The organism is Frankia sp. R43, assembly GCF_001306465.1.
GTDB lineage: Bacteria > Actinomycetota > Actinomycetes > Frankiales > Frankiaceae > Parafrankia > Parafrankia irregularis.
The window spans coordinates 1-22961 of the sequence record NZ_LFCW01000009.1 but is presented as its reverse complement, the minus strand read 5'-3'; the positions used below and the strand labels follow the sequence as shown (position 1 = coordinate 22961).

Sequence of the window (22961 nt, the reverse complement as noted above, 5' to 3'; positions counted from 1 at the left end):
CCCAACAACGAAGGCGCCTCCGGACCCCAGGCGGGGTCCGGAGGCGCCTTCGCGTTCACCAGTGTGCGAACCGAGTCAGTGCCCCGGCAGTGCTGTCAGTGCGCCGGCTCGAAGGCCTGTGTGACGACGTCACCCGCGTCGGCGCTGGCACCGGTCCACTCGACCGAACCGTGGCCGAGCAGCACGACCCGGTCACAGAGGTCGAGCGCGTGCGCCACCTGCTGCTCCACGATCAGCAGGGCGGTGCCCTGCTCCCGCAGCTTGCGCAGGGCCTCGTAGAGCTCCGCGACGATGATCGGCGCCAGGCCCAGCGACAGCTCGTCCGCGACGAGGATCTTGGGAACCTCGACCATGACCCGGGCCATCGACAGCATGCGCTGCTGCCCACCGGACATGCTGCCCGCCAGCTGCCTGCGTCGCTCCCCCAGCACCGGAAAGAGCTCGTAGGCCTGCTCGAGCGCCTCGCGGACCCCGCGCTTGCCACGCACCCGACCGAAGGAGAGCGCGAGGTTCTCCTCGACGGTAAGCGTCGCGAACACCGACCGCCCCTCGGTGGCGTGGGCGACGCCGGCACGCGCGTACCGGTAGGGCTTGGCGCCCGTCATGTCGGCACCGTCCACGTGGACGGTGCCCTGCGTCGGTGTAACCAGGCCGGAGGCGACCCGGGCGACCGTGGTCTTCCCGACACCGTTGGAACCCACGAGGGCGAGTGCCTCGCCCGGCGCCACCTCGAACGAGACACCGAACAGGGCCCGGAACGGCCCGTAGCCGGCCACCACGTCGCGCAGCTCAAGGACCGGGGCCTGCGGCGCCGGCGCCGGCGCCGTCACCACCGCCGGCGCTGCTTCTGCTGTTTCCGTCTTCGATCCTGCCGCTGCCGGCACCGCTGCCGCCGTCGGCTCGGATGCCGCCGCTTCTTCCGAGGTCGGCCCGGTCATCGTGCCTGCGCCCTCCTCGACCGCCTGTGCGTCGCTCAACTCTTCACCTCGAAGTTCCCGAGATAGGCGTCCCGGACCTCCTTGCTGGCCATGACCTCACGGGTCGGGCCCTCGGCGATCAGACGTCCGAAGTCGAGCACGTAGGACCGCTCCGTGAAGCTGGTGACCAGCTCGACGTCGTGCTCGACCAGCAGGATCGCGAAGCCCTGCTCACGCTGGACCTCCTGGAGGGTCTTCGCCAGCGCGGAGGTCTCCGACCGGTCCAGGCCCGAGGAGGGCTCGTCGAGCAGGAGCAGCTTCGGCTCGGTCATCAGCGCCCGGCCGACCTCCACCAGGCGGCCCTGGCCGAGGCTGAGCCGCTCGATGGGCTCGTCGGCGAGGTCGAGCAGCCCCAGCAGCCCCAGGACCTGGTCACACTGGGCCAGCTCGGCGGAGGTCGGCCGACCCAGGCCGATCATGTCCTTCCACAGCCGGCCGGTGCCGCGCCGGACCCGCTCGGCGACGAGCAGATGATCACGGACGGTGCAGTCCGGGAACAGCTCGATCCGTTGGAAGGTGCGGCCGATTCCCGCCCGCACCCGACGGTAGGCGGCGACGCCGGTGACGTCCTTGCCCGCGATGGCGACGCTGCCACCGTCCATCGGCAGCACGCCGAGCAGGCAGTTGAAGAACGTCGTCTTCCCGGCCCCGTTCGGCCCGATCAGCCCGACCCGCTCGCCCTCGTCGATCTGCATCGTCACGTCGTTGAGGGCGACGATCCCGGCGAAGCGCTTGGTGACGCCGGTGGCCCGCAGTACCTCGGTCACGAGACCACATCCTCAGTTCGCGCCGGCGAGGAGGCGGCCGGCCGCTCCGACTCTCCGTTGGAACCCGACCTCACCGAGACGCCGGCCTCGGGCGGTGTGGCGGCGGCGCCCTCGCCCTCGGCAGCCGACGCCGCCGGCGGGGTCGCGGGTGGCTCGGGGTTCTGAGCAGCGGACACCGCTGGTTCGGCGGACTTCGGCGCGGGTGCCGCGGGTGCCGCGGGCTCCGCGGGTGCCGCCTGCACGGCCGGCGCCTCGGCGGCGGCCGTGGTTTCCTCGGGCTTCGCCGCGGCGGGCGCCTCGGCGGCCGGGGTCTTCGCCGCGGCCTCCGCGCCGGGCTTGGTGGGCGTGGCCGCGCCCGGCACCGCCGCGTCCGGCTCGGCCGGCCCGGCCGCCGCGCCCACGGCACCGACGCCGCCGGCCCCCGCGAGCGCCGGGGTGGGCGTCGGAAGCAGGTTCGTCAGGAACGCGGGCAGCTTCATCTGCCGTTCGACGAGGCCCTCGGGATGCCGTGCGAACTGCAGCGCGGCGAGGCCGAACAGCACGAACACCCAGTTACCCGTGATCGGGAAGAAGTCCGGCACGGCATCCTCGCTGCGCGCGATCCAGGCGATGAACGTGCCTGAGAGGATGAGCGGCTCGAACAGCGCGAACGCCGCGGCCGCGTTGAGCGCGCCCCGGATCGTGCGCGAGCCCAGGGTGACCACCATGACCACCCAGAACAGCGCCGCGAACGGCCCGAAGTTCGTGCCGTAGCTGACGTCCTTCTGCGCCATGGCGAGCAGCGCGCCACCGAGCCCCGCGATGAAGGCGGAGACCGCGAAGGCGATCAGGCGGACCCGGGCGGAGGAGATGCCGATCGACTCGGCGCCCACCTCGCTGCCGCGCATCGCCACGAGGGTGCGGCCGAACGTCCCCTTGCGCAGCTGCAGCACGACGGCGGCCACCACGACCAGGACGATGGAGGCGAACACCAGGTAGTACTTGTCGTCGCCGAGGTCCCAGGGGCCGATGACCGGTCGCGGCACCGTGGTTCCCTGCAGTACCGCCTCGTCGCCGCCGCCGACCCAGGAGAGCTTCACCAGCACGGCGTCGAAGAAGTAGGCGAACGCGAGCGTCGCGATCGCCGTCCAGATGCCGCCGAGGCGGCGGATGGGCAGCGAGAGCAGGGCACCGACCACGGCCGCCACCGCGGCTCCGATCAGGGCCGCGACCAGCACCGACAGGTCGTAGCGGACCACCATCTGGTACACGGTGAAGGCACCGATGGCGGCGAACGTGCCCTGGCACAGCGAGATCTGCCCGGACATGCCGGTGACCACCGTGATCGACAGGAAGATGATGCCCATCACCACGGCCTTCGTCACCAGGAAGACCCACAGCGAGTCGCCCCTGGTGAGGACCACGGTCGCGGTGACCGCGAGGACGGCGAGACCGACCAGCCTGATGATCATCGCCAGGCGCGGGTCACGCACCTCACCGCCGAGCGAGGGCGGCGGCGGCTCGACCCCGGCCAGCGGGTCACCCGAGTCGCGGGACCGCCGGATGCTGGGAACCAGGACCACGACCGCGAAGAGCACCACGAAGGGCACGGACGGAGTCAGGTTCTCCTGCACCGTCTTGACCCAGGCGTGGTCGTCGGACCAGCGCGGCAGGAAGGTGTTGAGCTGGGCGATGACGACGCCCAGCAGAATGCCGCCGCCCAGCGCCCCGGGCAGGCTGGTGAGCCGGCCGATGGCCGCCGCGGCGATCGCGACCACCATGACGCTGAAGAAGTCGGCGGCGGCGAGCGTGTTGAAGCGCGGTGCGATGAGCACACCGGCGATTCCCGCGAAGAACGACGACAGCACCCAGGAAAGCGCGGAGATGCGGTCCGCCGCGATGCCGTTGAGCTCGGTCATCTTCGGGCTTTCGACCACAGCCCGCATCCGGACGCCGATCGCGCTGAACCGGAACAGCGCGACCAGCCCGACGACGGCCACGAGCACGACGCCCATGCTGACCAGCTCGTCGCGGCTGAACGCGTACACGCCGAACGGGTCGTAGAAGACGTTCGCTCCGTCGGGTGCGACACCGACCGGCGTCTCCCCGGCGACGGCCGTGAACTTCGCGAGGATGTCGAACAGGTACGGGATGGCGACGGCGAGCCCGGCGGCGACGACGAGCCTGGCCACCGCGGGCGCCGTCCGCAGCGGCCGGAAGATCAGCCGCTCGAGGACGAGGCCGATCAGCGGCGGCAGCACGAACACCGCCAGGATGACCGCCGGCACGGTCGGCCACTCCCAGGTGATCCGCGCCTTGAAGTACATGGCGGCGGAGACGTAGGCCTGGGCGCCGAACGCGAGGTTGAAGACACCGGAGGTCTTGTACGTCAGGACGAAGCCCAACGCGACCAGGGAATAGACGACTCCCGGCGGCAGGCCCTGCAGCAGCGCCTGGAAGAAGTCGTGCGCAACAGAAGTATCGTTCATGGCCCGACCGCTCAGCTACCGGAGCTAGTATCGAAGTGAGCCGGGGCGCTGCGTGCACTCCCGGCCGGTGGGCATGTGGCCGGTGGACGAGTTGACCGCCGAGAACGGAAACGCTGCCGCTTCACCGTGTCGTCATTCCCTTGAAATCGAGGTACGGGGAATACTGCCGCCACGACGTGCCCGTGGGGCAGTGAGCCTCTTCCACCTCACGGCCCACGGTCAGGGGGGTCGTGAGCCCGTGTCGACGGGTGGAGCAGGCTCAGTGTTCTTGCTGTCGTGTTCCGTCCTGGCGCCGAGCCGGCGCGGGCTCGCCCGGTGGCCATCCGGGCGAGCCCGCCCACTCACTCGGTGTTACGGGGCCGGAACCTCCAGCACGAGCGCGCTGGCCATACCGCCGCCAGCGCACATCGCAGACACCGCGAGACCACCACCGCGGCGTCGCAGCTCGTGGATCAGCGTGATCACCTGACGCGCGCCCGTCATCGCGATCGGGTGCCCCAGGCTGCAGCCGCTGCCCAGGATGTTGACCCGGCTGTCATCGATCTCCAGCAGCCGCGACGCGGCGACCGCCACCGAGGCGAACGCCTCGTTGATCTCCCAGAGGTCGATGTCGGACACCGAGAGCCCCGCGCGCCGCAGGGCCTTCGGAATCGCCAGGGTCGGCGCGATGCCGGTGTCCACCGGCGGAACACCGACCGAGGCCCACGCGCGCACGACACCCAGGGCCTCCAGCCCGTTCGCCGCGGCGTAGGAGCTGTCCGTGATCACCATGGCGGCCGCACCGTCGTTCGCGCCCGCGGCGTTACCGGCGGTGATACTGAAACCCTCGATCTCGGGGTGCAGCACCTTGAGCCCGGCGAGCCTCTCCATGCTGGTCGTCCGGCGCGGGTGCTCGTCGACCTCGAAGGTGAAGCTCGTCCCGTCGCGCCGAGGCACCTCGATCGGGAAGATCTCCTCCTTGAAGGAGCCGGCGTCGATGCCCGCCACCGCCCGCTGGTGCGACCGCAGGGCCCAGGCATCCATCTCCTCGCGGGACACCCCGGCCTTCACCGCGGCGTTCCAGCCGACAGTGATCGACATGTCGTAGTTGGGTGCCTCGGCGGAGTTGCGGTGGGTGGGCGAGTACCAGTCCTCCACCTCGTCGGTTCCCGGCCGGCGCCGCTTCGCGCGCGGTGCGGTGGACGAGGAGTTCGTGCCGCCCGCCACGACGACCCGGTCCATGCCGGAGCGGATCGAGGCCGCCGCCGTCTGCACGGCGACGAGCCCGGAGGCGCAGTGCCGGTTGTGCGCGACACCCGGAGCGCCGAACAGGCCCGCCTCGATGGCGGCGTAGCGCGCGATGTCACCGCCGCCGTACAGCGACTCCCCCAGCACGACATCGTCGATGTCGGCCGGGTCGACACCCGAGCGCCGAACCGCCTCCGCGACGGCCTGCGTGCCGAGCTCGAACGCGTCGACGTCCACGAGGGAACCCTTGACCGCCGTGCCGATCGCCGTTCTCGCGGTCGAAACGATTACCGCTTCATGATCCGTCACGTTCGCTCCTCTGGTGGGGGCCACGAACCTCACAGTGATCCAGTACAGACCCCGGGGCTGTGAGGTGCCTCATACTACTGATGTCGATGTCGATGTCAAGACAAACCCGGACCCACTGAGCCACCGTTACGGGAGCCTCTCTTGTCCGGGTAAAGATTGACGCAGCAGGCGATTTGCCGGCCAATTCCGGGGGCGGATTCCCGCCGCCCGACAGACCGATCTTCCGCTGCGCAACCCGTCCATTACCCGACGTCGCTGCGATCTGACAGTCCTGTGCCAGCCACGCGGTATCCGCGGGCAGGCAGCGACTACCTGCCCAAATCCTCTCAGACCGCATCCGAGAGTGTCGACTTCTGCCTTCCGCCTGGCGAGAGCGACGAGATCAGTGGCCGAGAGTGAGGTACTCACCAATGGGAAGCGAGCGATCCGGCGAGACCGGAAGACGCCGCGGACCGGCTGCCGCCACATCGAAGACCCAACATCTGGCCGGGGTGACCCGTGAAGGGCCGCGCCGGACCCCGAACACATCCAGGGCGTTCCTCCCGATCGAGGAACGCCCTGGGATTGCGGGCCGCACTCGGCGCCCCGGGAGTACTGGGGTACTGGGTACCCGAGGTGGTGGGGAGATCTAGAGGTGGCTCCCGGAGGCGGCCATGGCGCGGATCATGTTGTCCTGCACGAACGACGCCACCAGCCCCTGCCCGCCGCGGTAGGCGTCACCCTGCCCATAGCTGCGGCCGTGCCCGGCGAACGTGCTGCGGTGCGACAGCAGCAGCCAGTCCCGGGCCGGGCTCGGCGCGTGGAAGGTGATGGTGTGGCTGAGCACACCGGTCGAGATCGACCGGTGCGCGAGTGCCTGGCCGACGCCCGGATGCGGGCGCATCGCCGTCGCGATGAGGAAGCTGTCCGTCGAGAACGCCAGCAGCGCCTGGCTGGTCACCGGGTCGTCCGGGGCACCGGGCCAGCGGGTCCACACGTCCAGCTCGGCGGGCCCGATGGCGTCGGGGTCGTTCAGGTCGACGTCGCCGACGATCTGGATCTGCCAGCTGCCGGCGCTCTCGGCCGGATCCGGCGCGGCAGGCAGGGTCGGGGGCGCCGGGTGCGTCGCCGCGTAGCTGATGAAGTCCGGCTCCTCGGCCGACAGGAGCACCTGGGACTGCACGCACAGCCGGCCTCCCTGGCTGATCGACACCAGGCTCGTCGCGAGGCTGCGGCCACTGTGCACCCGGCTCACCGCGATGTCGAGGTCGACGTCCGGCTTCGCGGCCCGCGCGAACACCGTGTGGAGCGTCTTGACCCGTTTGCCCTCCTGGCCCTGCTGCGCCGCGACCAGGGTCTGCGCCAGCAGCTGGCCACCGTGGACGACCGGCCCCCCGGTGCCGACGCTGCCGGCCCGGTAGTGATCGGTGGCCACCGGCTCCAGCGCGAGCGTGGCGAGGACGGAATCGACGGAGAACATCGGCTACCTCGAACCGAGGTGCCGCGCGGCGGCAGGGCGGACGGGCGCGCCGTGGAGATCCAACGAATGTCACCTTTCGTCGAGGCGAACGCAGGCGGAGACGTCGGCGCGACCCGCGGGCCCGCGGCACCGCGAGCGGTACCCGAGTACGCGGATCGCCGACGACACCACCGGCGGCTGGCTGCCCGGGGCAGCACCCCAGGGCCTGCGGCCCGGGGCACGGTGGGACACACCGCCCGGACCTGCTCCAGCATGGCCGGATCCAGCGTTCGCTGTCGACTTCTGTCCAACGGCCGCAAGCGGCCGCTTCCCTGCCGCCCCCGGTGCGCCTGCGCCAGAACCCTGGCCGGACGCCCGGTTCGGGTCAGTAACTGACCGGGGTCAGCTACGCGGCTCGGGGCGGCCGGGTTGTTCGCCGCCGCGGGCCTCACCGTAGGACCGCTTGGGGACCATGACCTTGCGGCGGTAGATGCAGACCAGGGTGCCGTCCTGGTTGAGGCCGCGGGTCTCGACCGTGACGATGCCACGGTCGTCCTTGCTCTTCGACTCCACCTTGTCCAGCACGGTCGACTCGCCGTAGATCGTGTCCCCGTGGAACACCGGCGCCACGTGCCGCAGCGACTCGACCTCGAGGTTCGCGATCGCCTTGCCGGAGACGTCGGCGACCGACATCCCCAGCAGCAGCGAGTACACGTAGTTGCCGACGACGACGTTCCGCTTGAACTGGGTGGTCTTCTCGGCGTAGTTCACGTCGAGGTGCAGCGGATGGTGGTTCATCGTCAGCAGGCAGAACAGGTGGTCGTCGTACTCGGTGACCGTCTTGCCCGGCCAGTGCTTGTAGACCGCGCCGACCTCGAACTCCTCGTAGTACCGGCCGAACTGCATGCCCCACTCCCCTGATTTCCTCGTGCCTGGCGGTCCCGGTGCCCGGCGACGCCGGCTGCCCGGCGGTACTGTCTGCCCGGCGGTGCTGTCTGCCGGGCCGGTCCCGCACGGGCGGGTGTCCCGCGTCGTCCACCCGCCCGCGGTACCCGGACAACTTTCCTGCTACTTCCTGCTTCGGCCTGCGGCCCCTCGGCCGGCGGCCGGCTCAGCGGGGAAGCCTGTACTCCTGGAGCAGCGCGCGGCTGATGATCCGCTTCTGGACCTCCGAGGTGCCCTCACCGATCAGCATGAACGGCGCCTCCCGGTACAGACGCTCGATCTCGTACTCCTTCGAATAGCCGTACCCGCCATGAATCCGGAACGACTCCGTCGTCACCTCATGGCAGTACTCACTCGCCAGGAACTTCGCCATCCCCGCCTCGACGTCGTTCCGCTGCCCGCTGTCCTTCTTCCGGGCCGCGTTGACCATCATCAGATGACCGGCCTCGACCTTGGTCGCCATCTCCGCGAGCTTGAACGCGATCGCCTGGTGGTCGGCGATCTGATGACCGAACGTCCGCCGCTGCTGGGCGTAGGCGATCCCCAGCTCGAACGCGCGGATCATGATCCCGCAGGCCCGCGCCGCGACGTTGACCCGCCCGACCTCGACCCCGTCCATCATCTGGTAGAAGCCACTGCCGGCCGCCTCGGGCCCGCCCAGGATCGAGCTCGCCGGGGTGCGATGCCCGTCGAGGATCATCTCGGTCGTCTCGACGCCCTTGTACCCGAGCTTGTCGAGCTTCCCGGGGATCGTGATCCCCCCATGCGTCCCGAAACCGGGCTCCTTCTCCAACAGGAACGTCGTCATGTTCCGGTACACCGACTCCGCACCCTCGTCGGTCTTCACCAGCGTCGCGACCAGCCCGGCGCGGGCGCCGTTCGTCAGCCACATCTTCTGACCGTTCACGACGTAGTCGTCGCCGTCGCGGTCGGCGCGGGTGGTGATCGCCGAGACGTCCGAACCACAGCCCGGCTCGCTCATCGAGAAGGCGCCGCGCACCTCACCGGTCGCCATCCTCGGCAGCAGCCGCGCCCGCTGGTCCTCGGTGCCGTGCTGCAACACCAGATACGCCACGATGAAATGGGTGTTGATCACACCGGAAACGCTCATCCAGCCGCGCGCGATCTCCTCGACCACCAGCGCGTAGGTCAGCAGCGACTCGCCGAGGCCGCCGTACTGCTCGGGAATCGTGATCCCGAACAGCCCCATCTCCTTCATCGCCTCGACGATCGCGTCGGGGAACTCGTCCTTGCGCTCCAGCTCGTTCGCGTACGGAAGGATCTCCTTGTCCACGAACGACCGCACCGCGGCCAGGATGTCCGCCTGGACATCCGTCAACCCGTCGGTCTGCGCAACCCTGCCCATCACGGCTCCCGTGTCGTTGATCTCGGCGAAAACCAGCGAAATACCAGCCGGAGCCCGGCAGCCTACCGGCGAGTAACAAGCGGAGGCTACCCGCGAGTAACCAGCGCGGGCAGCCGGCCTCCGCTCAGGCCTCGGGCGGGGTGAAGGTCGCGGTGCGCGCCATCCCCGCAGCCCGGCCCTTACCCGCGATGACCTCGGCCATCTTGCGGCTGGCCTCGTCGATCATCTCGTCGCCGAGCATCACCGCTCCGCGCAGACCACCGGCAGCCGACGTGTACCAGGCGTACGCGTCCAGGATCAGCTCGGCGTGGTCGTAGTCCTCCTGCCGCGGGGCGTAGATCTCGTTCGCCGCCTCGATCTGCCCCGGGTGCAGCACCCACTTGCCGTCATAACCCAACGCCGCGGACTTCTTCGCCACCCCGCGGAACGCGTCCACGTCCCGGATCTGCAGGAACGGGCCGTCGATCGCCTGCACGCCCCGCGCCCGCGCCGCCTCGAGAATCTTGAACAGCACGTAGTGGAACGGGTCACCGGGATAGTCCGGCGTGAGGGCACCGACGACGAGCGACGGCATGTTGATCGACGCCATGAAGTCCGCCGGCCCGAAGATGATCGTCTCGATCCGCGGGCTCGCGAACGCGATCTCCTTCACGTTCGACAGACCCAGCGCGTTCTCGATCTGAGCCTCGATCCCGATCCGACCGACCTCGAAACCCATCACCTCCTCGATCTGCGTGAGCAGCAGATCCAGCCACTGCACCTGCGCCGCGGTCTGCACCTTCGGCAACATCACGCAGTCCAGGTTCGCGCCGGCGCCCTCGACCACCGTGACCACGTCGCGGTACGTCCACTTGGTGGTCAGGTCGTTGACCCGCACCACCCGGGTCTTGCCCGCCCAGTCACCCTCGTTCAGAGCGGCCACGACGTTGCCGCGCGCCGACTCCTTCGCGTCCGGGGCGACGGAATCCTCAAGATCGCAGAAGATCTGGTCAGCGGGAAGGCCCTGCGCCTTGCCCAGCATCTTCGGGTTCGAGCCAGGAACAGCCAGACAAGACCGGCGAGCACGCAGAGGCATTCTTCTCGAAAACTCCTTCATCGGGCCGGCCGGCCTGGGCGCCCGGATGCGGTTGGTCAGCCGGATGCGGTTGGTCAGCCGGAGCGCGGTTGGTCAGACCTGGTCAGGCGCATCAAGGCACGGCCGGCGTGGCGTGCGGGCCCCGCCACGGTAGTCGATGGGCCTTACAGCGTCCTGCCGGGTCGGCACCTCGGGGAACGTTCCACACAAAATCTCAGACCCGCACGCGGCGGCGTGGTGGTGTGCCTGTCGTCACACCGCCATACCGGAGCGATCCGACCCCGGCGAACAGCACAGGCACGCGGCGACACCCGCGAATTTCGGAACGGTTCCGTCTCCTTTTCGGGGGCCCGCCGCCCGCGGGCTCGTGAGCGGTTCGCCCCGCACCATTCGCCCGCCCGATGCGACCAGAAAAGGCGACACCCGACTGCCACTCCTGGTGCCGCCTTTCCGGCCCGTTCCCACGGTTTCGCCGCATCCGCCCACCGTCCGCGGCTGCGGTCACATCCCGCCACGGAGGCGGACTCCCGGTCCGGATCGGTCAGCCGCCGCGCGCCTCGACAAGCGCGCCCCGGTTGACCTTCGTCGCCTCGCTGCGCGGGATCGCGTCCACGATTTCCACCGTTTTGGGTACCTTGTAGGCGGCAAGTCGGCTCTTCGCGAAGGCGATGATCTCCGCGGAGGTCGGCGGTCGCGACGGGTCGACCGGCGCGATGACGGCGTGCACCCGCCGGCCCCACTCCGGATCACGTAGCCCGATCACGACAACGTCGAGAACCTCGGGGTGATCGATGAGTGCCACCTCGACCTCGGCCGGGAAAACATTCGCGCCACCCGAGATGATCATGTCGACGCGCCGGTCGACAAGGAAGAGATAGCCGTCGGAGTCGAGATATCCCAGATCTCCGACGGTCTCGAAGCCCTGCCCGGTCTGCCGCAACTGCGGTGCTTTGCCGAGATACGTGTACCCGCCGTAGCTCGCCGCCGGGGTACGTAGGAAGATCTCACCGATCTCACCGTCCGGCAGGGGATTTCCCGCGTCGTCGAGAATGCTCACCTCGGTACCCCGCATACCGCGCCCGACGCTGCCCTGCCGACTCATCCACTCGTCACCGCGCAAGGCTGTGATGCCGATTGCCTCGGTCATTCCATAGGCCATCAGAATGCGCTCGGCGCCAATCAGCTTCGCCCACCGGTGAACGAGCGACGGCGGCATCGGAGCCGCACCCTGCAGAATCCATTCCAGGCTGGAGAGGTCGCGGCCCTCGATGTCCGGGAGATCCGCGATGCGCTTGAGCATGGTCGGCGTCGCGGTGAAGGTGGTGACCCGGTAGCGCTCGATCACGTCGACGATCCGCGCCGCGTCGAACTTCTCCATCACCACGAGCCGGTCCCCACCGAGCAGGCTGTAGAGGGTGGAGAAGCCGTTGGCGTGGTACATCGGCGCCAGCACCAGAATGACCTGCGGCCGGGGCACCGGGTTGTCGGTCCGCCACAGGTCGATGAACGGTGTGGTGAAGCGTGCGTCGAACACGGCCGGCCGGGTGTTGAGGATGACCTTCGGCGTGCCGGTCGAGCCGCTGCTGCAGATCCCGTTCGTCTGCGGCGAGGTCGCGTCGGGCAGGTCCGGGACGTCCAGGTCGGCCGTGGCATCGATCCAGGGCAGGTCGGCCGGCCCCAGATGCACGGGTGCGCCGACCGTCTCGCGCAGCCGGGAGAGCTCCCAGTCCGGCAGGTCCCAGCGGATCGGCACCGGCACCGCGCCGAGCTTCCAGGCGGCCAGCGCGCTGAGCGCGAACTGCGGCGAGTTGCGTAACCCGAGCCCCAGCAGGTCGCCGCCGCCCAGGCCCCGCCCCGCCAGGGCCCCCGCGAGCTGACTGGAGCGTCGGTCCAGGTCAGACCAGGTGAGGACGGGCTCCGAGCCGTCCAGTGCGATGTGCCGTAAGGCCGGCTCGTCCGGATGTTCCTCGGCGAGCTGGCGAATTCGCCGGGCGTAGCTGACGTCGTCCACCGCGTGTCCCTCCGTCGGTCCCACCGTCGGTTTCGTCGGGGCACCCACGGAGGGACGATGTGGAAACCGGAAGCAAACCTAACCGTTTCCGTTGTTCTGCGGAAGTGTCACACAACGGCGACCGGCGGCGCGGGCCCGCCGCCGCGGCGGTCCGATCACACGGTCGCGACCACACCGTCGCGACCAGGCCGTCGCGACCAGGCCGTCGCGATCAGGCCGTCGCGATCAGGCCGTCGCGATCAGGCCGTCGCGATCAGGCCGTCGCGATCGTGCCCGAGCGGCAGCTGGCGACGAACCTGGTCAGCTCCTCGACCCGGTCGGAACGCGCGTCCACCGCGCGGTTGATGATCCGGATCAGATGCTCGTAGGCGTCGGTGTGGTCATAGCGGGCGGTGTCGGCGATCTGCAGCGCCCAGCGCCAGTAGCCACGCATCGTGTCCGCCAGCGGCATCCGGAACCGCTCGATCACCTCGCGGATCGGCTCCACCACGGCGTCGCCATGGGTACGCAGGTAGCGCTCGATGACGTCCGCCATGAAGGTGAAGTGCCGGGCCTCGTCCCGGCTGAGCCGGCCGAGCAGGGTGCCCAGCACCGGGTCACCGACGACGGCACGCAGTTGCTGGTAGTAGAGCTGCGTCGCCTTCTCCTGCACGAGCGCGTAGGCGAACAGCGACACCGCGTCGTCGTGCGGCAGCTCGAACGGCTTGCGCCCCTCCAGCGCCAGCTCGTGGCGCAGCGCGTCCGCGTCGGCGATGCCGGCCTCGGTCTGGTAGCGGAACAGCGCGCGGGCGTGGCTGTCCTCCTCCACCGCCCAGCGGACCGTGAAGTGGTACAGCTCGCGGTGGTGGGCGAACTCGGCCGGATCCACGTCCGCGGTGAGCGGGAACCGGCGGGTGTAGACGGCGAAATAGCCCGGGAGATGGTCCTCGATCAGGGTCACGAAGCGGACGGCGGAACGCTGGCCGTCGGTGAGCCGGTCGGCGTCCGCCGCGGCCCAGTCGACGGCGGTCTCGACGTCCCACCGCCGCGCGGGGCTGGAGGCCAGATGGAAGTCGGTCACGGCCTGCGCCAGCTCGCCCGGGGCCAGGAACGGCCCCCGCACCGGGCCGCGCAGGACTGGCTCGCGTGCCGGCGTACTGGTAACCGAGGGTGCGCTGGTCATCGTCGGTGTACTGGTCATCGTCGGTGTGCTCCCGCTCCTCAGCGCGACTTCTGGCAGACCAGCGCGTAGTGCTTCGTCGTGAAGCCCCAGCCGGCGTTGGCGACCTGCAGGTACCGGGTCAGCATCGCCGCCGTGCCCGGCCGGATCGCGTCGATGCGGTCCGCGTTCGCGGCGACGTTCGCCAGCCAGTCCTCGATCGTGCGCCGGTAGTCCTCGGTCAGGTCGTCGACCGACCGGATCGAGAACCCGGCGTCCTCGGCCGCCCTGACCAGCTCGGACAGCGGGCGCATGTCGCCCCATCCGAAGATCGAGTTACGGACGAACTCGGTGCCCCCACGACGGTCGAACTCCGCGTGCGCGGCGGCGTTGCGGAAGCACGACTCGGACACGTAGAGCCGGCCGCCACGGCGCAGCGCCGCGCGCGCCCGGCGGAACACCAGGTCCAGGTCGGGCATGTGCACGATCGAGCCGAGCAGGGACACCGCGTCGAAGGACGCCGGCTCGGTGTCGAAGGTCTCGAAGTGGCCCTGACGGGTCCGCACCAGGTCGGACACGCCCAGCTCGGCGGCGCGCTCGGCGATGTAGGCGTGCTGGCGGCCCGCCGGGCTCACCCCGACCGCGTGACAGCCCAGCTCACGCGCGAGATGCAGGACGACCGAACCCCAGCCGCAGCCGACGTCCAGCGTCCGCTCACCGCCGCGCAGCGCCAGCCGGTCGGCGACGAAGCGCAGCTTGGCGAGCTGTGCCTCCTCCAGCGTCACCCCGTCCGCGCGGTACAGGCCGCTGGAGTACTTGCGGCGGGAGTCGAGGAACAGGCCGAAGATCTCCGGGTCGAGGTCGTAGTGCTGGTTGGTGTCCGCGATGGAGGCCGGGTCCGCGGCAGCTGCCGCGGCGACGCTCGCTGGCGCAGGCACGGCCGGTGCCGGGGCGCCGGTGGAGGTGACGGTCACGCCGCGGCCCCCCCGGCGAGGGCACGCTCGACGACCTCGGTCACCTCACGGACCGTGGTCACCGTGAAGACGGTCTCGTCGTCGAGCTCGATGTCGAAGGCTCGCTCGATACGGGCGATCATGCGCAGCACCTTCACCGAGTCGGCGCCGGCGACCGACCGCAGATCGAGGTCCGGATCGATCGTGCCCGGGGCGGTCGCGAGCTCGGTGGCGACGATGCCGGTGATGGTCGAGAGCACCGGCTCGGCGGCGGTCGTGGACATCAGGACTCCTCGGATGCGGGGACGTTCGGGAGCTGGCCGCCGCGCGGCTCGTCAGCCACCGGCCGGTCGGTCGGCGGCGGGTCAGCCAGCGGCCGACCGGCGGCGTCCGCGGTCGCGGCCAGGACGCGGGCGAGGCGCCCGGCGGCGTCGTCACTGATCTGGATGCGGTCGCGGGCCGCCTCCAGCGCCACCGGCCGGTAGGTCGCGCGGGCGGTGGCGACGACGGTGCCCGCGGCGTCGACGACATCAGCCTCGGTGTTGATCAGAGTGGAGCCGTCCGCGCCCGGGATGATCCGGGCCCGGCACTCGTGCACGGCCCCGACCAGCACCGGCGCCAGGAAGCGCACCCGCATCGCCGTGGTGAACGCGGGCTGGCCGACCCGCAGCACGATGAGGTTGCCCATGGTCTCGTCGCAGATCACGCCGAGCAGCCCGCCGTGGACGACTCCGGGGTAGGACTCGTGTGTCGGGCCGAGCTGGAAGGTGGTGGAGATGCCGTCGGGCCGTTCCCGGAAGCGCAGCCGCAGGCCGTGTGCGTTGTGCGGTGAGCACCCGAAGCACTGGTAGTCCTCCAGGACGGTCCACGGCGTCCGCAGGTGCCCGTCGTCAGCGGCCGGGCCCCCGAGCACCTCGGCCAGTGGCCCGTCGGACGTCCTGGACGGCCCGGACGTCCCGGCGGGCGCGGTGCGCGTGTCCTCGGTCGAGGCGGTCACCCCAGCACCTCCGCGAGCTCGCGCCGGACCCGCGCGTTGGTGCCCAGGTCGAGGCCGGTCATCGCGCCGAACGCCCGGCGGATCTTGTCCTGCAGGTGCGCGAGCTCTCCCTCGGTGGCCACCTGGGAGAGGAAGAACTCGAATCCGGTGTCGATGGTGTCGTGGTCGCGCAGCGCCTCCAGCTCGCCCTTGAAGACCCCGACCGGATGCTTGATGCGCTGCTCGGCGGTGTAGACGAACAGCGTCTCCAGCACCGAGGCCAGCTCGTCGGGGTGCTCGGCGAGCCGGCGGCGGGTGTAGTGGATGAACTCGCGGGCGTGCGCGGCCTCGTCCCGGCTGGCGTTGGTCATGATCATGCGCAGCACCGGCTCCTGGACCCAGCCGGCGACCGCGCGGTAGACGTGGTTGACCGTGAGCTCGGAGATGATGTTGGTGGCGAGCGTCGCCGCCGGCGTCGTGCCGGGTGCGTAGGGCTCGCGCATCGCCGCGATCGGCGCCGCCGACACCGGCTCGCCGACGACGTCCAGCCAGGCCCGGAACGCGAAGTGGTGCTGCAGCTCCTGGTAGCCCCACAGGGCGACGAAGGCGGAGAAGTCGTAGTCATGGACGAACTCGTCGAAGAATCCGTGCTGGGCGGCGATCGAGTTCGCCTCGCCCATCACCGCGCCGCGCGCGATCCGGATGTACTCGGGGCGGACGTCACTTCGCCGCACCTCGTCGAAGGGGATGTCGGCGAGCCGCCACACCTGGCGCTCATAGTGGCGGAACACGTCGTAGCTGTGCATGTGCCAGCACCTGCCTGGGACGGAGACGGTGGCCCCGGACGCGCCGGCCCGTGCGGGCCGCGGCGCGGGCCGCGGTCGGGAAGGGACATCGTGTGGATGGTCGGATCGGATGTCGGACGGGGTGACAGCCAGGCCCTCGGGATGACAGCCCGGCCCTGCCACCCGCTCGGGCCGGCTGCCCGCTCACGCCACCGGAACCGCGTCGCGGGCGGCGAGACGTTGGAACTTCCCGCTGGACGTCCGCGGCAGGGCGTCGGGGCCGACGAGGTGGACGGTGATCTCGGCGAGGCCCAGCGCGGCACCGACCGCGGTGCGGATGCCGGTGGTGAGCAGGTCGCGCGCGGCGTCGTCCTCCAGCGTCGTCTCGGCCAGCACGGTCATCGCCTCGGTTCCGTCGGGGGCGATGTCGGCGTAGGCGACGCAGCGCCGGCGGTGGACCCCGGGAACGTCGCGGGCGGCATCCTCGGCGTCGTGCGGGTAGTAGTTCACCCCCCGCACGATGATCATCTCCTTGGCCCGGCCGGTGACGAACAGCTCACCGTCACGTAGCAGGCCGAGGTCGCCGGTGCGCAGCCAGCCGTCCGCGGTGAAGGCGTCGGCGGGTACCGCGCCGGACTCGGTGAGGTAGCCGCCGGTGACCGCCTCGCCGCGGATCTGGATCTCGCCGACCTGGTCGTCGGGAGCCGGCCCGGTGGCGCCGGGCGAGGTGCCGGTGACGCGCACGTTCATCGCGCGCACCGGCCGGCCCACGCCGACCAGCCCGCGGGCGGCCGGATCGTCCGGTGCGACGTCGACGGCGATCCCCCGCCGGGCGAGCAGGTCACGGTCGACCCAGCGCGAGACCGGCGCCCGGCCGCGCGGCGGGAAGGTCACCGCCAGGGTCGCCTCCGCCATGCCGTAGACCGGCATCATCGCCGCCGGGGAGAACCCGGCCGGCTCGAAGATCGCCAGGAAGCGGTCGACGGACGCGGGGGACACCGGCTCCGCCCCGTTGAACGCGACCCGCCAGCCGCTCAGGTCGAGCCCGGCCTGGACGGGCTCGGGGACGGCGTCGGCGAGGTAGTCGTACGCGAAGTTCGGCATCGGCGCGATGCTCCCGCCCCGGCGCAGGAAGTCGGTGAGCCAGCCGGCCGGATCCTTCACGAAACCGGCCGGCGACCAGACCGTCATCGGCATTCCGGTGAGAATTCCGGCGAGCGTGCCGAACAGCCCCATGTCATGAAACAGCGGCAGCCAGATTCCGCCGCCGTCGTTCTCGGTGAGCCCGACACCGTCAATGATCGCGGCGAGGCCGGCGAGGATGTTGTGGTGGGTCAGCAGGACGCCTTTCGGCGCGGCGGTGCTGCCGGAGGTGAACTGGACCAGCGCCGGGGCGCCCGGGGGCACCTCGTCCGGCAGAGGGCCGCCGGCGCCCGCACCGGCGCCGGCGGATGCCGTGTATTCGGTGACGGTGACAACCCGGACGGCGCCGCCGGCGTCGAACGCCGCGGCGAACCGGCTGGCCAGTCGGGCGGTGCGCCCGCCCACCAGGACCAGACCGATGTCGGCGACGGCCGCCGCCCGAGCCAGCCGCGCCGCGTACCCGGTCAGGTCCCGGGTCGAGGTCGGCAGCGGAAGCGGGCAGGTCACGGCGCCGGCCCGGCTCACCCCGGCCAGCGCGACCAGGAAGTCGGGGGCGTTCTCGCTGAGCAGGCCGACCCGCGCGCCGGGCCGTACCCCGCCGCGCGCCAACGCCGCGGCGAGGGCTTCGCCGCGCTCGACCAGCTCCCGGTAGGACAGCGAATCGCCCGAGGACGGGAAGTCGATCCGGACGGCGGGGCGGCGGGCCGCCACGGCCGCCAGCGCCCCGTGCACGCTGCCGGCGGCGAGCGCGGCGGCGGCAGTCGTGCCCGGCACCACCTCGTCCAGGGATACCCGCATGACCACCGGCGTCCTCTCGTCGAAACACCTCGCCCGGCTGCTGGGCCATGCGGCTTTCTCCGCGTGGCACCGGCCACCGTGCGCCTGTTTTCTCCGCGTACCGTCCGCGGGCCGTACCCGTTCCCTGGAAATGCTTGCCCGCCGCTCACCCACCGGTCAAACACGATTTCTCGACCACAATTGGCCCATCGGCGCCGCTAATCGTCCGCATCCCGGGCGAAGCGGCAACGGATGCTGCCGCACGCCGGTCGCGGATTCCACCGGCAGGCAATGCACGCCAGGTGTGAACGCGTACATGGCAGGCCCGCGCGGGAGCGCGGCAGCACCCGTCGGGTCGCGGTCGGCCCAGACCGCCCTGCCGGCCGGCGCGCCTGCCCGCCATGTTCTCGTTCCGCCGTCCACATGTGCGCGTTACCGGTGGTTAGCGCTCACCGGTAACGTGGTCTGCGCCCACCGGGAGGACGGCCATGGAGCTGCGATATCTCACGTCATTCCTGGCCATCGCCGAAGAACTTCATTTCGGCCGGGCGGCGGCCCGGCTGCACCTCGCGCAGCCGTCGCTGAGCCAGCAGCTGCAGCGGCTCGAGCGCGACATCGGCGTCGAGCTCGTCTCGCGCAGCTCCCATGAGGTGAAGCTGACCGCGGCCGGCCGGGCCTTCGAGGTCGAGGCCCGGAGGCTGCTGGACGCGACCCGCCGCGCCGTGACCGTCGCCCGGGAGGCGGCGTCCGGGCGCACCGGCATGATCAGCATCGGGTTCAACTACCCGGCCGGTCAGCGGGTGCTGCAGCCGACGCTGCTGCGGCTGGCCGCCGACTATCCCGGTGTGTCGACCACCCTGTGGGAGGCGCGCAGCGGTCCGCAGCTGTCCGCGCTGGCAGAGGGCCGCCTCGACGTCGCGCTGGTCTTCGCCGGGCCGCCGTCGGCGCAGCTGCGCTCCCAGCGGGTCGCGACGATACCGCTGGTCGCGATCGTCAGCCGCCGCCATCCCTGGGCGACCCGCAACGAGGTCCCGTTCCGGGAGCTGGCCGACCAGCCCTGCGTGCTGTTCCGCCGGGAGCAGAGTCCTGCCATGCACGACGCCATCCTCGCCGCGGCCGACCGCTGTGGCATCGCGCTGACGATCTCCGACGAGGTGGACGACTCAGGCGCCACCGGCATCGTGGTCACCACCAGGCCGGTCGTCGGCTTCGCCTCCGCGGCCCGCGGGGCGCACCCGCCCGGCCACGGGCTGTTCGCGGTCCGCCTGGTCGACCCGGTCCCGACAGTGGGGATGTACGCCGTGTGGCGCCCCGACCCGCAGCCGGTCGTGGGTGCCTTCCTGGACTGCCTGGAGGCGGCCGGGCCCTTCTCCGAGCAGGTCACCGATCAGGGTTCGGCCCGTGCCGGGGCGGCGGCGTCCACCACTGCGGGATCCGGGGCGGCGCCAACCCGAACCGCGCCGCCCGGGGCGGTGCCATCCGCGCGGGCGCCGCGGGCGTAGCGCGCCGGGGTGACGCCGAAGGCGTCTCGAAACGCCGCCGTGAACGAGCTCGGATTGTCGTAACCGCAGGCGATGGCCACCACGGTGACCGGCTCGCCCATCGCGAGCAGGGTCAGGCTGTGGTGCAGTCTGAGCTGCGCCCGCCACTGCGGAAAGGTCATCCCGGTCTCGGCCCGGAACAGCCGGCTCAGCGTCCGCTCGCTCGCGCCCGCGGTCCGCGCGAGCTCGCGCAGGGTCCGGGTGTCCGCGGGTTGGCGCGTGAGCGCGGTGGTGACGGCGACGAGTCGGTCGTCGACCGGCCTGGGTAGGTGCAGCCGGGGCTCGGTGACCGGTCGCAGCCCGCGACGGAGCACGGCGGTGAGATCCGCGGCGTCGGCCGGGCTCAGCTCCGGGTCGGTGAGCGCGCGGATGAGCTCCCGCAGCAGGCCGGTCACCGCCACGATCGTCGGGTCGGGAACACCGAAGGGATCGTCGTCCGGCCCGAACGCGAGCGTGTGCATGTCGGTGCGGCCGTGCGCCCGGTGTGCGTGGGCGACGCCGGCCGGCAGCCAGACCGCACGCAGCGGTGGCACCACCCACGAGCCCCGCCGGGTGAAGACCCGCAGCACCCCGGTCCCGGGGTAGACGAGCTGGTGGTCGGCGTGATCGTGCCAGTCGACGCCCTCCCGGTCCGCCAGGCGCAGCAATATCGGCCCGGCGGCGAGATGGCGGTTCATCGACAGAACTGTACGGGCTGGCGGTGGCTGGCCAGGCCACCGGCGGGAGAGGCTCGCAGTCGTCCACCGGGACCGGCCCCGGCGCCCCACGCGGCACCCACCGAACGTGACCGGTCCCGTGCCCGTCGCCCGCCCCCGAGCGGGCGCGTCAGGAGTGCCTCATGACTGCGTCACACCGGGTGACCACCCCCGACGGCTGCGACCTGCACGTCGATGTCGGCGGGTCCGGACCGCCCGTCGTGCTGCTGCACGCCGGCGGCCCCGACCGACACAGCCTCGACCCGATCGCCCGCGGGCTGTCCGGGCGGTACACCGTCGTGCAGCCGGACATCCGGGGGTACGGCGCGTCGGTGTGCCGCGACCCGGCCCGCCACACCTGGGACCAGTACGTCCACGACGTTCTCACCGTGCTCGCCGCTGTGCCCGCCGCGGGAGCGCACGGCGACGTGCCCGCCGTCATCGGGGTCGGCATCGGTGCGACGATCGCGCTGCGGCTGGCGATCGCCCATCCCGACCGGCCTGCCGCCGTGGTCGCCATCGGCGTCGAGGACATCGAGGACGACGAGGCGAAAGCCGCCGAGATCCGGCTGCTCGACGAGTTCGCCGGACGGGTCCGCTCGGACGGCCTGGCGGCGGGCTGGGAACCACTCCTGCGGGGGCTGTCACCGCTGGCGAACGCCATGGTCAGGGAGGCGATCGGGCGCGCCGACCCTGACAGCGTCGCCGCCGCGGCGGCCATCGGGCACGACCGGTCCTTCCGGTCCGTCGACGAGCTCTCCGCTGTGCGGGTTCCGACGTTGCTCTTCCCGGGCGGCGACTGGCGCCATCCGGACCACGTCGTCCACGCCGCGGCGCGCATCATGCCGGCCGCCGTGCTCGCCGGCCGTGCCCTGGACGACTCCCTCACCACCCCGGTCGACCTCGCCGCCGCCGTCCTCCCGGAAATCGAGACGTTCCTGCGCGCGCTGCCCCGGCAGCGCGGCTGAGCGGAAGTGGCCCATCACATGCGCACATCCCACGATCACAGCAGCCCCGGCGCCCTGCTCGCCGGCATCGTCCCGGCACCGACAGCGCTGACGGAACCACCGGCAGTGGCACCCGCCTCGCTCTGGGCCCGGATGCGGACCTGGACGGCGGCGCACGCCGTCGACGACCTGTACCAGGGGCTGGTCCCGGCGAGCATCCCCTACTTCGTCCTCGAACGGAACTACGGCTACACCGCCGCGTCCGGCCTGGCGCTGGCCGCGACCCTGGGCGGCTCGCTGCCCCAGCTGCTGGTCGGCGTGCTGGTCGACCGCCGCCGGGTCCCCTGGATGGCACCGGTCGGCGTCAGCCTGGCCGGGGTGGGCGCGGGCCTGGCCGGGCTGGCGCCTGCCTACGCCGCGACCTGGCTGCTGCTCCTGCTGTCCGGGGTCGGGGTGTCGATGTTCCATCCGGCGGCCGGCGCGGCCGCACGCGCGGTGGCAGGCGACGACACCACCGCGATGAGCCTGTTCGCGGCGGGCGGCAGCGTCGGGTTCTTCCTCGCGCCGCTGCTGGCCACACCGGCCCTCGCCGCCTGGGGGCCGAACGCGACGGTGCTCTTCATCCCGCCCGCGCTGCTGCTCGCTGTGGTACTGCTGCGGGCGGGCCGCCGGCCGGTGGCGGCCCGGCGGCCGGGCACTGGTGCGGGCGCACCCACGCCCGACCGCCCGCGTCCGTTCCTGCTGCTGACCGCGGTCGAGATCGTCCGGTCGGTGCTGCTGTTCGGCGTCAGCACGTTCATCGAGCTGTTCTGGCTGCGGCACCTGGGTGCCAGCCACGCCCTCGCCGGGCTCGCGCTGACCCTGTTCCTGATGGGCGGTGTCGGGGGAACGCTGGTCGGCGGCCGCCTCGCGGACCGGTTCGGGGCGGTCCGCACCGTCCAGGCCGGCGCCGTGCTCACCGTGCCGGCCCTCGTCGCGTTGCGGCTGGCCGGCGGACCGGTGACGGGACTTCCCGCCGCGGTCGCGGCGGGTATGGCCATCAGCATCCCGTTCGCCGTGCTGGTCAAGCTCGGGCAGGACTACCTGCCCAGCCGGCCGGGAACCGCCTCCGGGGTCACTCTCGGCCTCGCCGTCAGCGCCGGTGGGCTCGCGGCGCCCGCCCTCGGTGCGATCGCCGACACGCACGGCATCTCGGCCCCGTTCACCGTGCTGTGCTTCGTCCCGGCGCTGGCGGTGGCCATGTGCGTGTTCCTGCCCGAGCCGGCCCGGCGCGGCGCCGCGTTTCGCGATTGACATTGAGCCTTTTCAATCTTGGTTTGTCTGATTCTCCCGGCGGTTAAGGGTCACCAATTGACGAATTGAACGGGAACCGGCTCGGGCCGTTCCATCATCTGGCGACGGCAATAGTTGGTCGGGCGGCGGG

Annotated in this window: 19 protein-coding genes; 3 read left to right on the top strand and 16 right to left on the bottom strand. The window is 71.3% G+C overall.

Translation table 11 applies throughout. The features are described from left to right. Positions 1–95: 95 nt before the first annotated feature. From ACG83_RS32200 to ACG83_RS32130, 15 genes are all read right to left on the bottom strand, one after another. On the bottom strand, positions 96–977 hold the full coding sequence (locus ACG83_RS32200; protein WP_054570044.1) for an ABC transporter ATP-binding protein: 882 nt from the start codon (positions 975–977) through the stop codon (positions 96–98). After that, positions 974–1744 carry an ABC transporter ATP-binding protein gene (locus ACG83_RS32195; protein ID WP_054570043.1) on the bottom strand — a complete coding sequence of 257 codons (771 nt, stop codon included), beginning with the start codon at positions 1742–1744 and terminating at the stop codon, positions 974–976. Before ACG83_RS32195 ends, ACG83_RS32200 begins: the two co-directional genes overlap by 4 nt. Next, positions 1741–4212, bottom strand: coding sequence for an ABC transporter permease (locus ACG83_RS32190; protein WP_054570042.1), 2472 nt, complete (start codon positions 4210–4212; stop codon positions 1741–1743). Before ACG83_RS32190 ends, ACG83_RS32195 begins: the two co-directional genes overlap by 4 nt. Positions 4213–4563: 351 nt before the next feature. Beyond that, positions 4564–5748, bottom strand: a complete 1185-nt coding sequence (locus tag ACG83_RS32185) for a thiolase family protein (RefSeq protein ID WP_006544587.1) — start codon at positions 5746–5748, stop codon at positions 4564–4566. A gap of 628 nt (positions 5749–6376) precedes the next feature. Continuing rightward, positions 6377–7207: an acyl-CoA thioesterase II gene (locus ACG83_RS32180; protein ID WP_054570041.1), complete on the bottom strand. Its 831-nt coding sequence runs from the start codon at positions 7205–7207 to the stop codon at positions 6377–6379. 381 nt (positions 7208–7588) lie between these two features. After that, a complete protein-coding gene (locus ACG83_RS32175; RefSeq protein WP_006544585.1) occupies positions 7589–8092 on the bottom strand; it encodes a MaoC family dehydratase in 504 nt (167 codons plus the stop codon). A 205-nt stretch (positions 8093–8297) separates the two neighbouring features. Continuing rightward, positions 8298–9497, bottom strand: coding sequence for an acyl-CoA dehydrogenase family protein (locus tag ACG83_RS32170; RefSeq protein ID WP_054570040.1), 1200 nt, complete (start codon positions 9495–9497; stop codon positions 8298–8300). A 124-nt stretch (positions 9498–9621) separates the two neighbouring features. Further along, positions 9622–10572, bottom strand: a complete 951-nt coding sequence (locus ACG83_RS32165) for a CoA ester lyase (protein ID WP_035957551.1) — start codon at positions 10570–10572, stop codon at positions 9622–9624. A gap of 541 nt (positions 10573–11113) precedes the next feature. Further along, positions 11114–12583 carry a class I adenylate-forming enzyme family protein gene (locus ACG83_RS32160; RefSeq protein WP_054570039.1) on the bottom strand — a complete coding sequence of 490 codons (1470 nt, stop codon included), beginning with the start codon at positions 12581–12583 and terminating at the stop codon, positions 11114–11116. 253 nt (positions 12584–12836) lie between these two features. Next, entirely contained in the window at positions 12837–13763 is a 927-nt protein-coding gene (locus tag ACG83_RS32155; protein ID WP_054570038.1) for an acyl-ACP desaturase, read from the bottom strand. Between the two features lie 20 nt (positions 13764–13783). Further along, positions 13784–14695, bottom strand: coding sequence for a class I SAM-dependent methyltransferase (locus ACG83_RS32150; RefSeq protein ID WP_083473770.1), 912 nt, complete (start codon positions 14693–14695; stop codon positions 13784–13786). Beyond that, positions 14692–14958 (bottom strand): acyl carrier protein, encoded by a 267-nt coding sequence (locus tag ACG83_RS32145; RefSeq protein WP_054570037.1) that lies wholly within the window; start codon positions 14956–14958, stop codon positions 14692–14694. Before ACG83_RS32145 ends, ACG83_RS32150 begins: the two co-directional genes overlap by 4 nt. Beyond that, positions 14958–15671, bottom strand: coding sequence for a PaaI family thioesterase (locus ACG83_RS32140; protein WP_054570036.1), 714 nt, complete (start codon positions 15669–15671; stop codon positions 14958–14960). Before ACG83_RS32140 ends, ACG83_RS32145 begins: the two co-directional genes overlap by 1 nt. Beyond that, positions 15668–16456, bottom strand: a complete 789-nt coding sequence (locus tag ACG83_RS32135) for a hypothetical protein (RefSeq protein WP_054570035.1) — start codon at positions 16454–16456, stop codon at positions 15668–15670. Before ACG83_RS32135 ends, ACG83_RS32140 begins: the two co-directional genes overlap by 4 nt. A gap of 183 nt (positions 16457–16639) precedes the next feature. Then, a complete protein-coding gene (locus ACG83_RS32130) occupies positions 16640–18376 on the bottom strand; it encodes an AMP-binding protein (RefSeq protein ID WP_198955442.1) in 1737 nt (578 codons plus the stop codon). 467 nt (positions 18377–18843) lie between these two features. Between ACG83_RS32130 and ACG83_RS32125 the strand changes: the two genes are divergently transcribed. Beyond that, on the top strand, positions 18844–19857 hold the full coding sequence (locus ACG83_RS32125) for a LysR family transcriptional regulator (RefSeq protein ID WP_054570033.1): 1014 nt from the start codon (positions 18844–18846) through the stop codon (positions 19855–19857). Here ACG83_RS32125 and ACG83_RS32120 read toward each other — a convergent pair. Beyond that, positions 19743–20573: a helix-turn-helix domain-containing protein gene (locus ACG83_RS32120; protein ID WP_116437328.1), complete on the bottom strand. Its 831-nt coding sequence runs from the start codon at positions 20571–20573 to the stop codon at positions 19743–19745. The two genes, ACG83_RS32125 and ACG83_RS32120, sit on opposite strands and share 115 nt — an antisense overlap. 161 nt (positions 20574–20734) lie before the next feature. On the opposite strand from ACG83_RS32120, the gene ACG83_RS32115 reads away from it, so the two are divergent. Next, on the top strand, positions 20735–21559 hold the full coding sequence (locus ACG83_RS32115; RefSeq protein ID WP_054570032.1) for an alpha/beta fold hydrolase: 825 nt from the start codon (positions 20735–20737) through the stop codon (positions 21557–21559). A gap of 18 nt (positions 21560–21577) precedes the next feature. Then, positions 21578–22831 (top strand): MFS transporter, encoded by a 1254-nt coding sequence (locus tag ACG83_RS32110; protein WP_083473769.1) that lies wholly within the window; start codon positions 21578–21580, stop codon positions 22829–22831. The last annotated feature ends 130 nt before the right edge of the window (positions 22832–22961 follow it).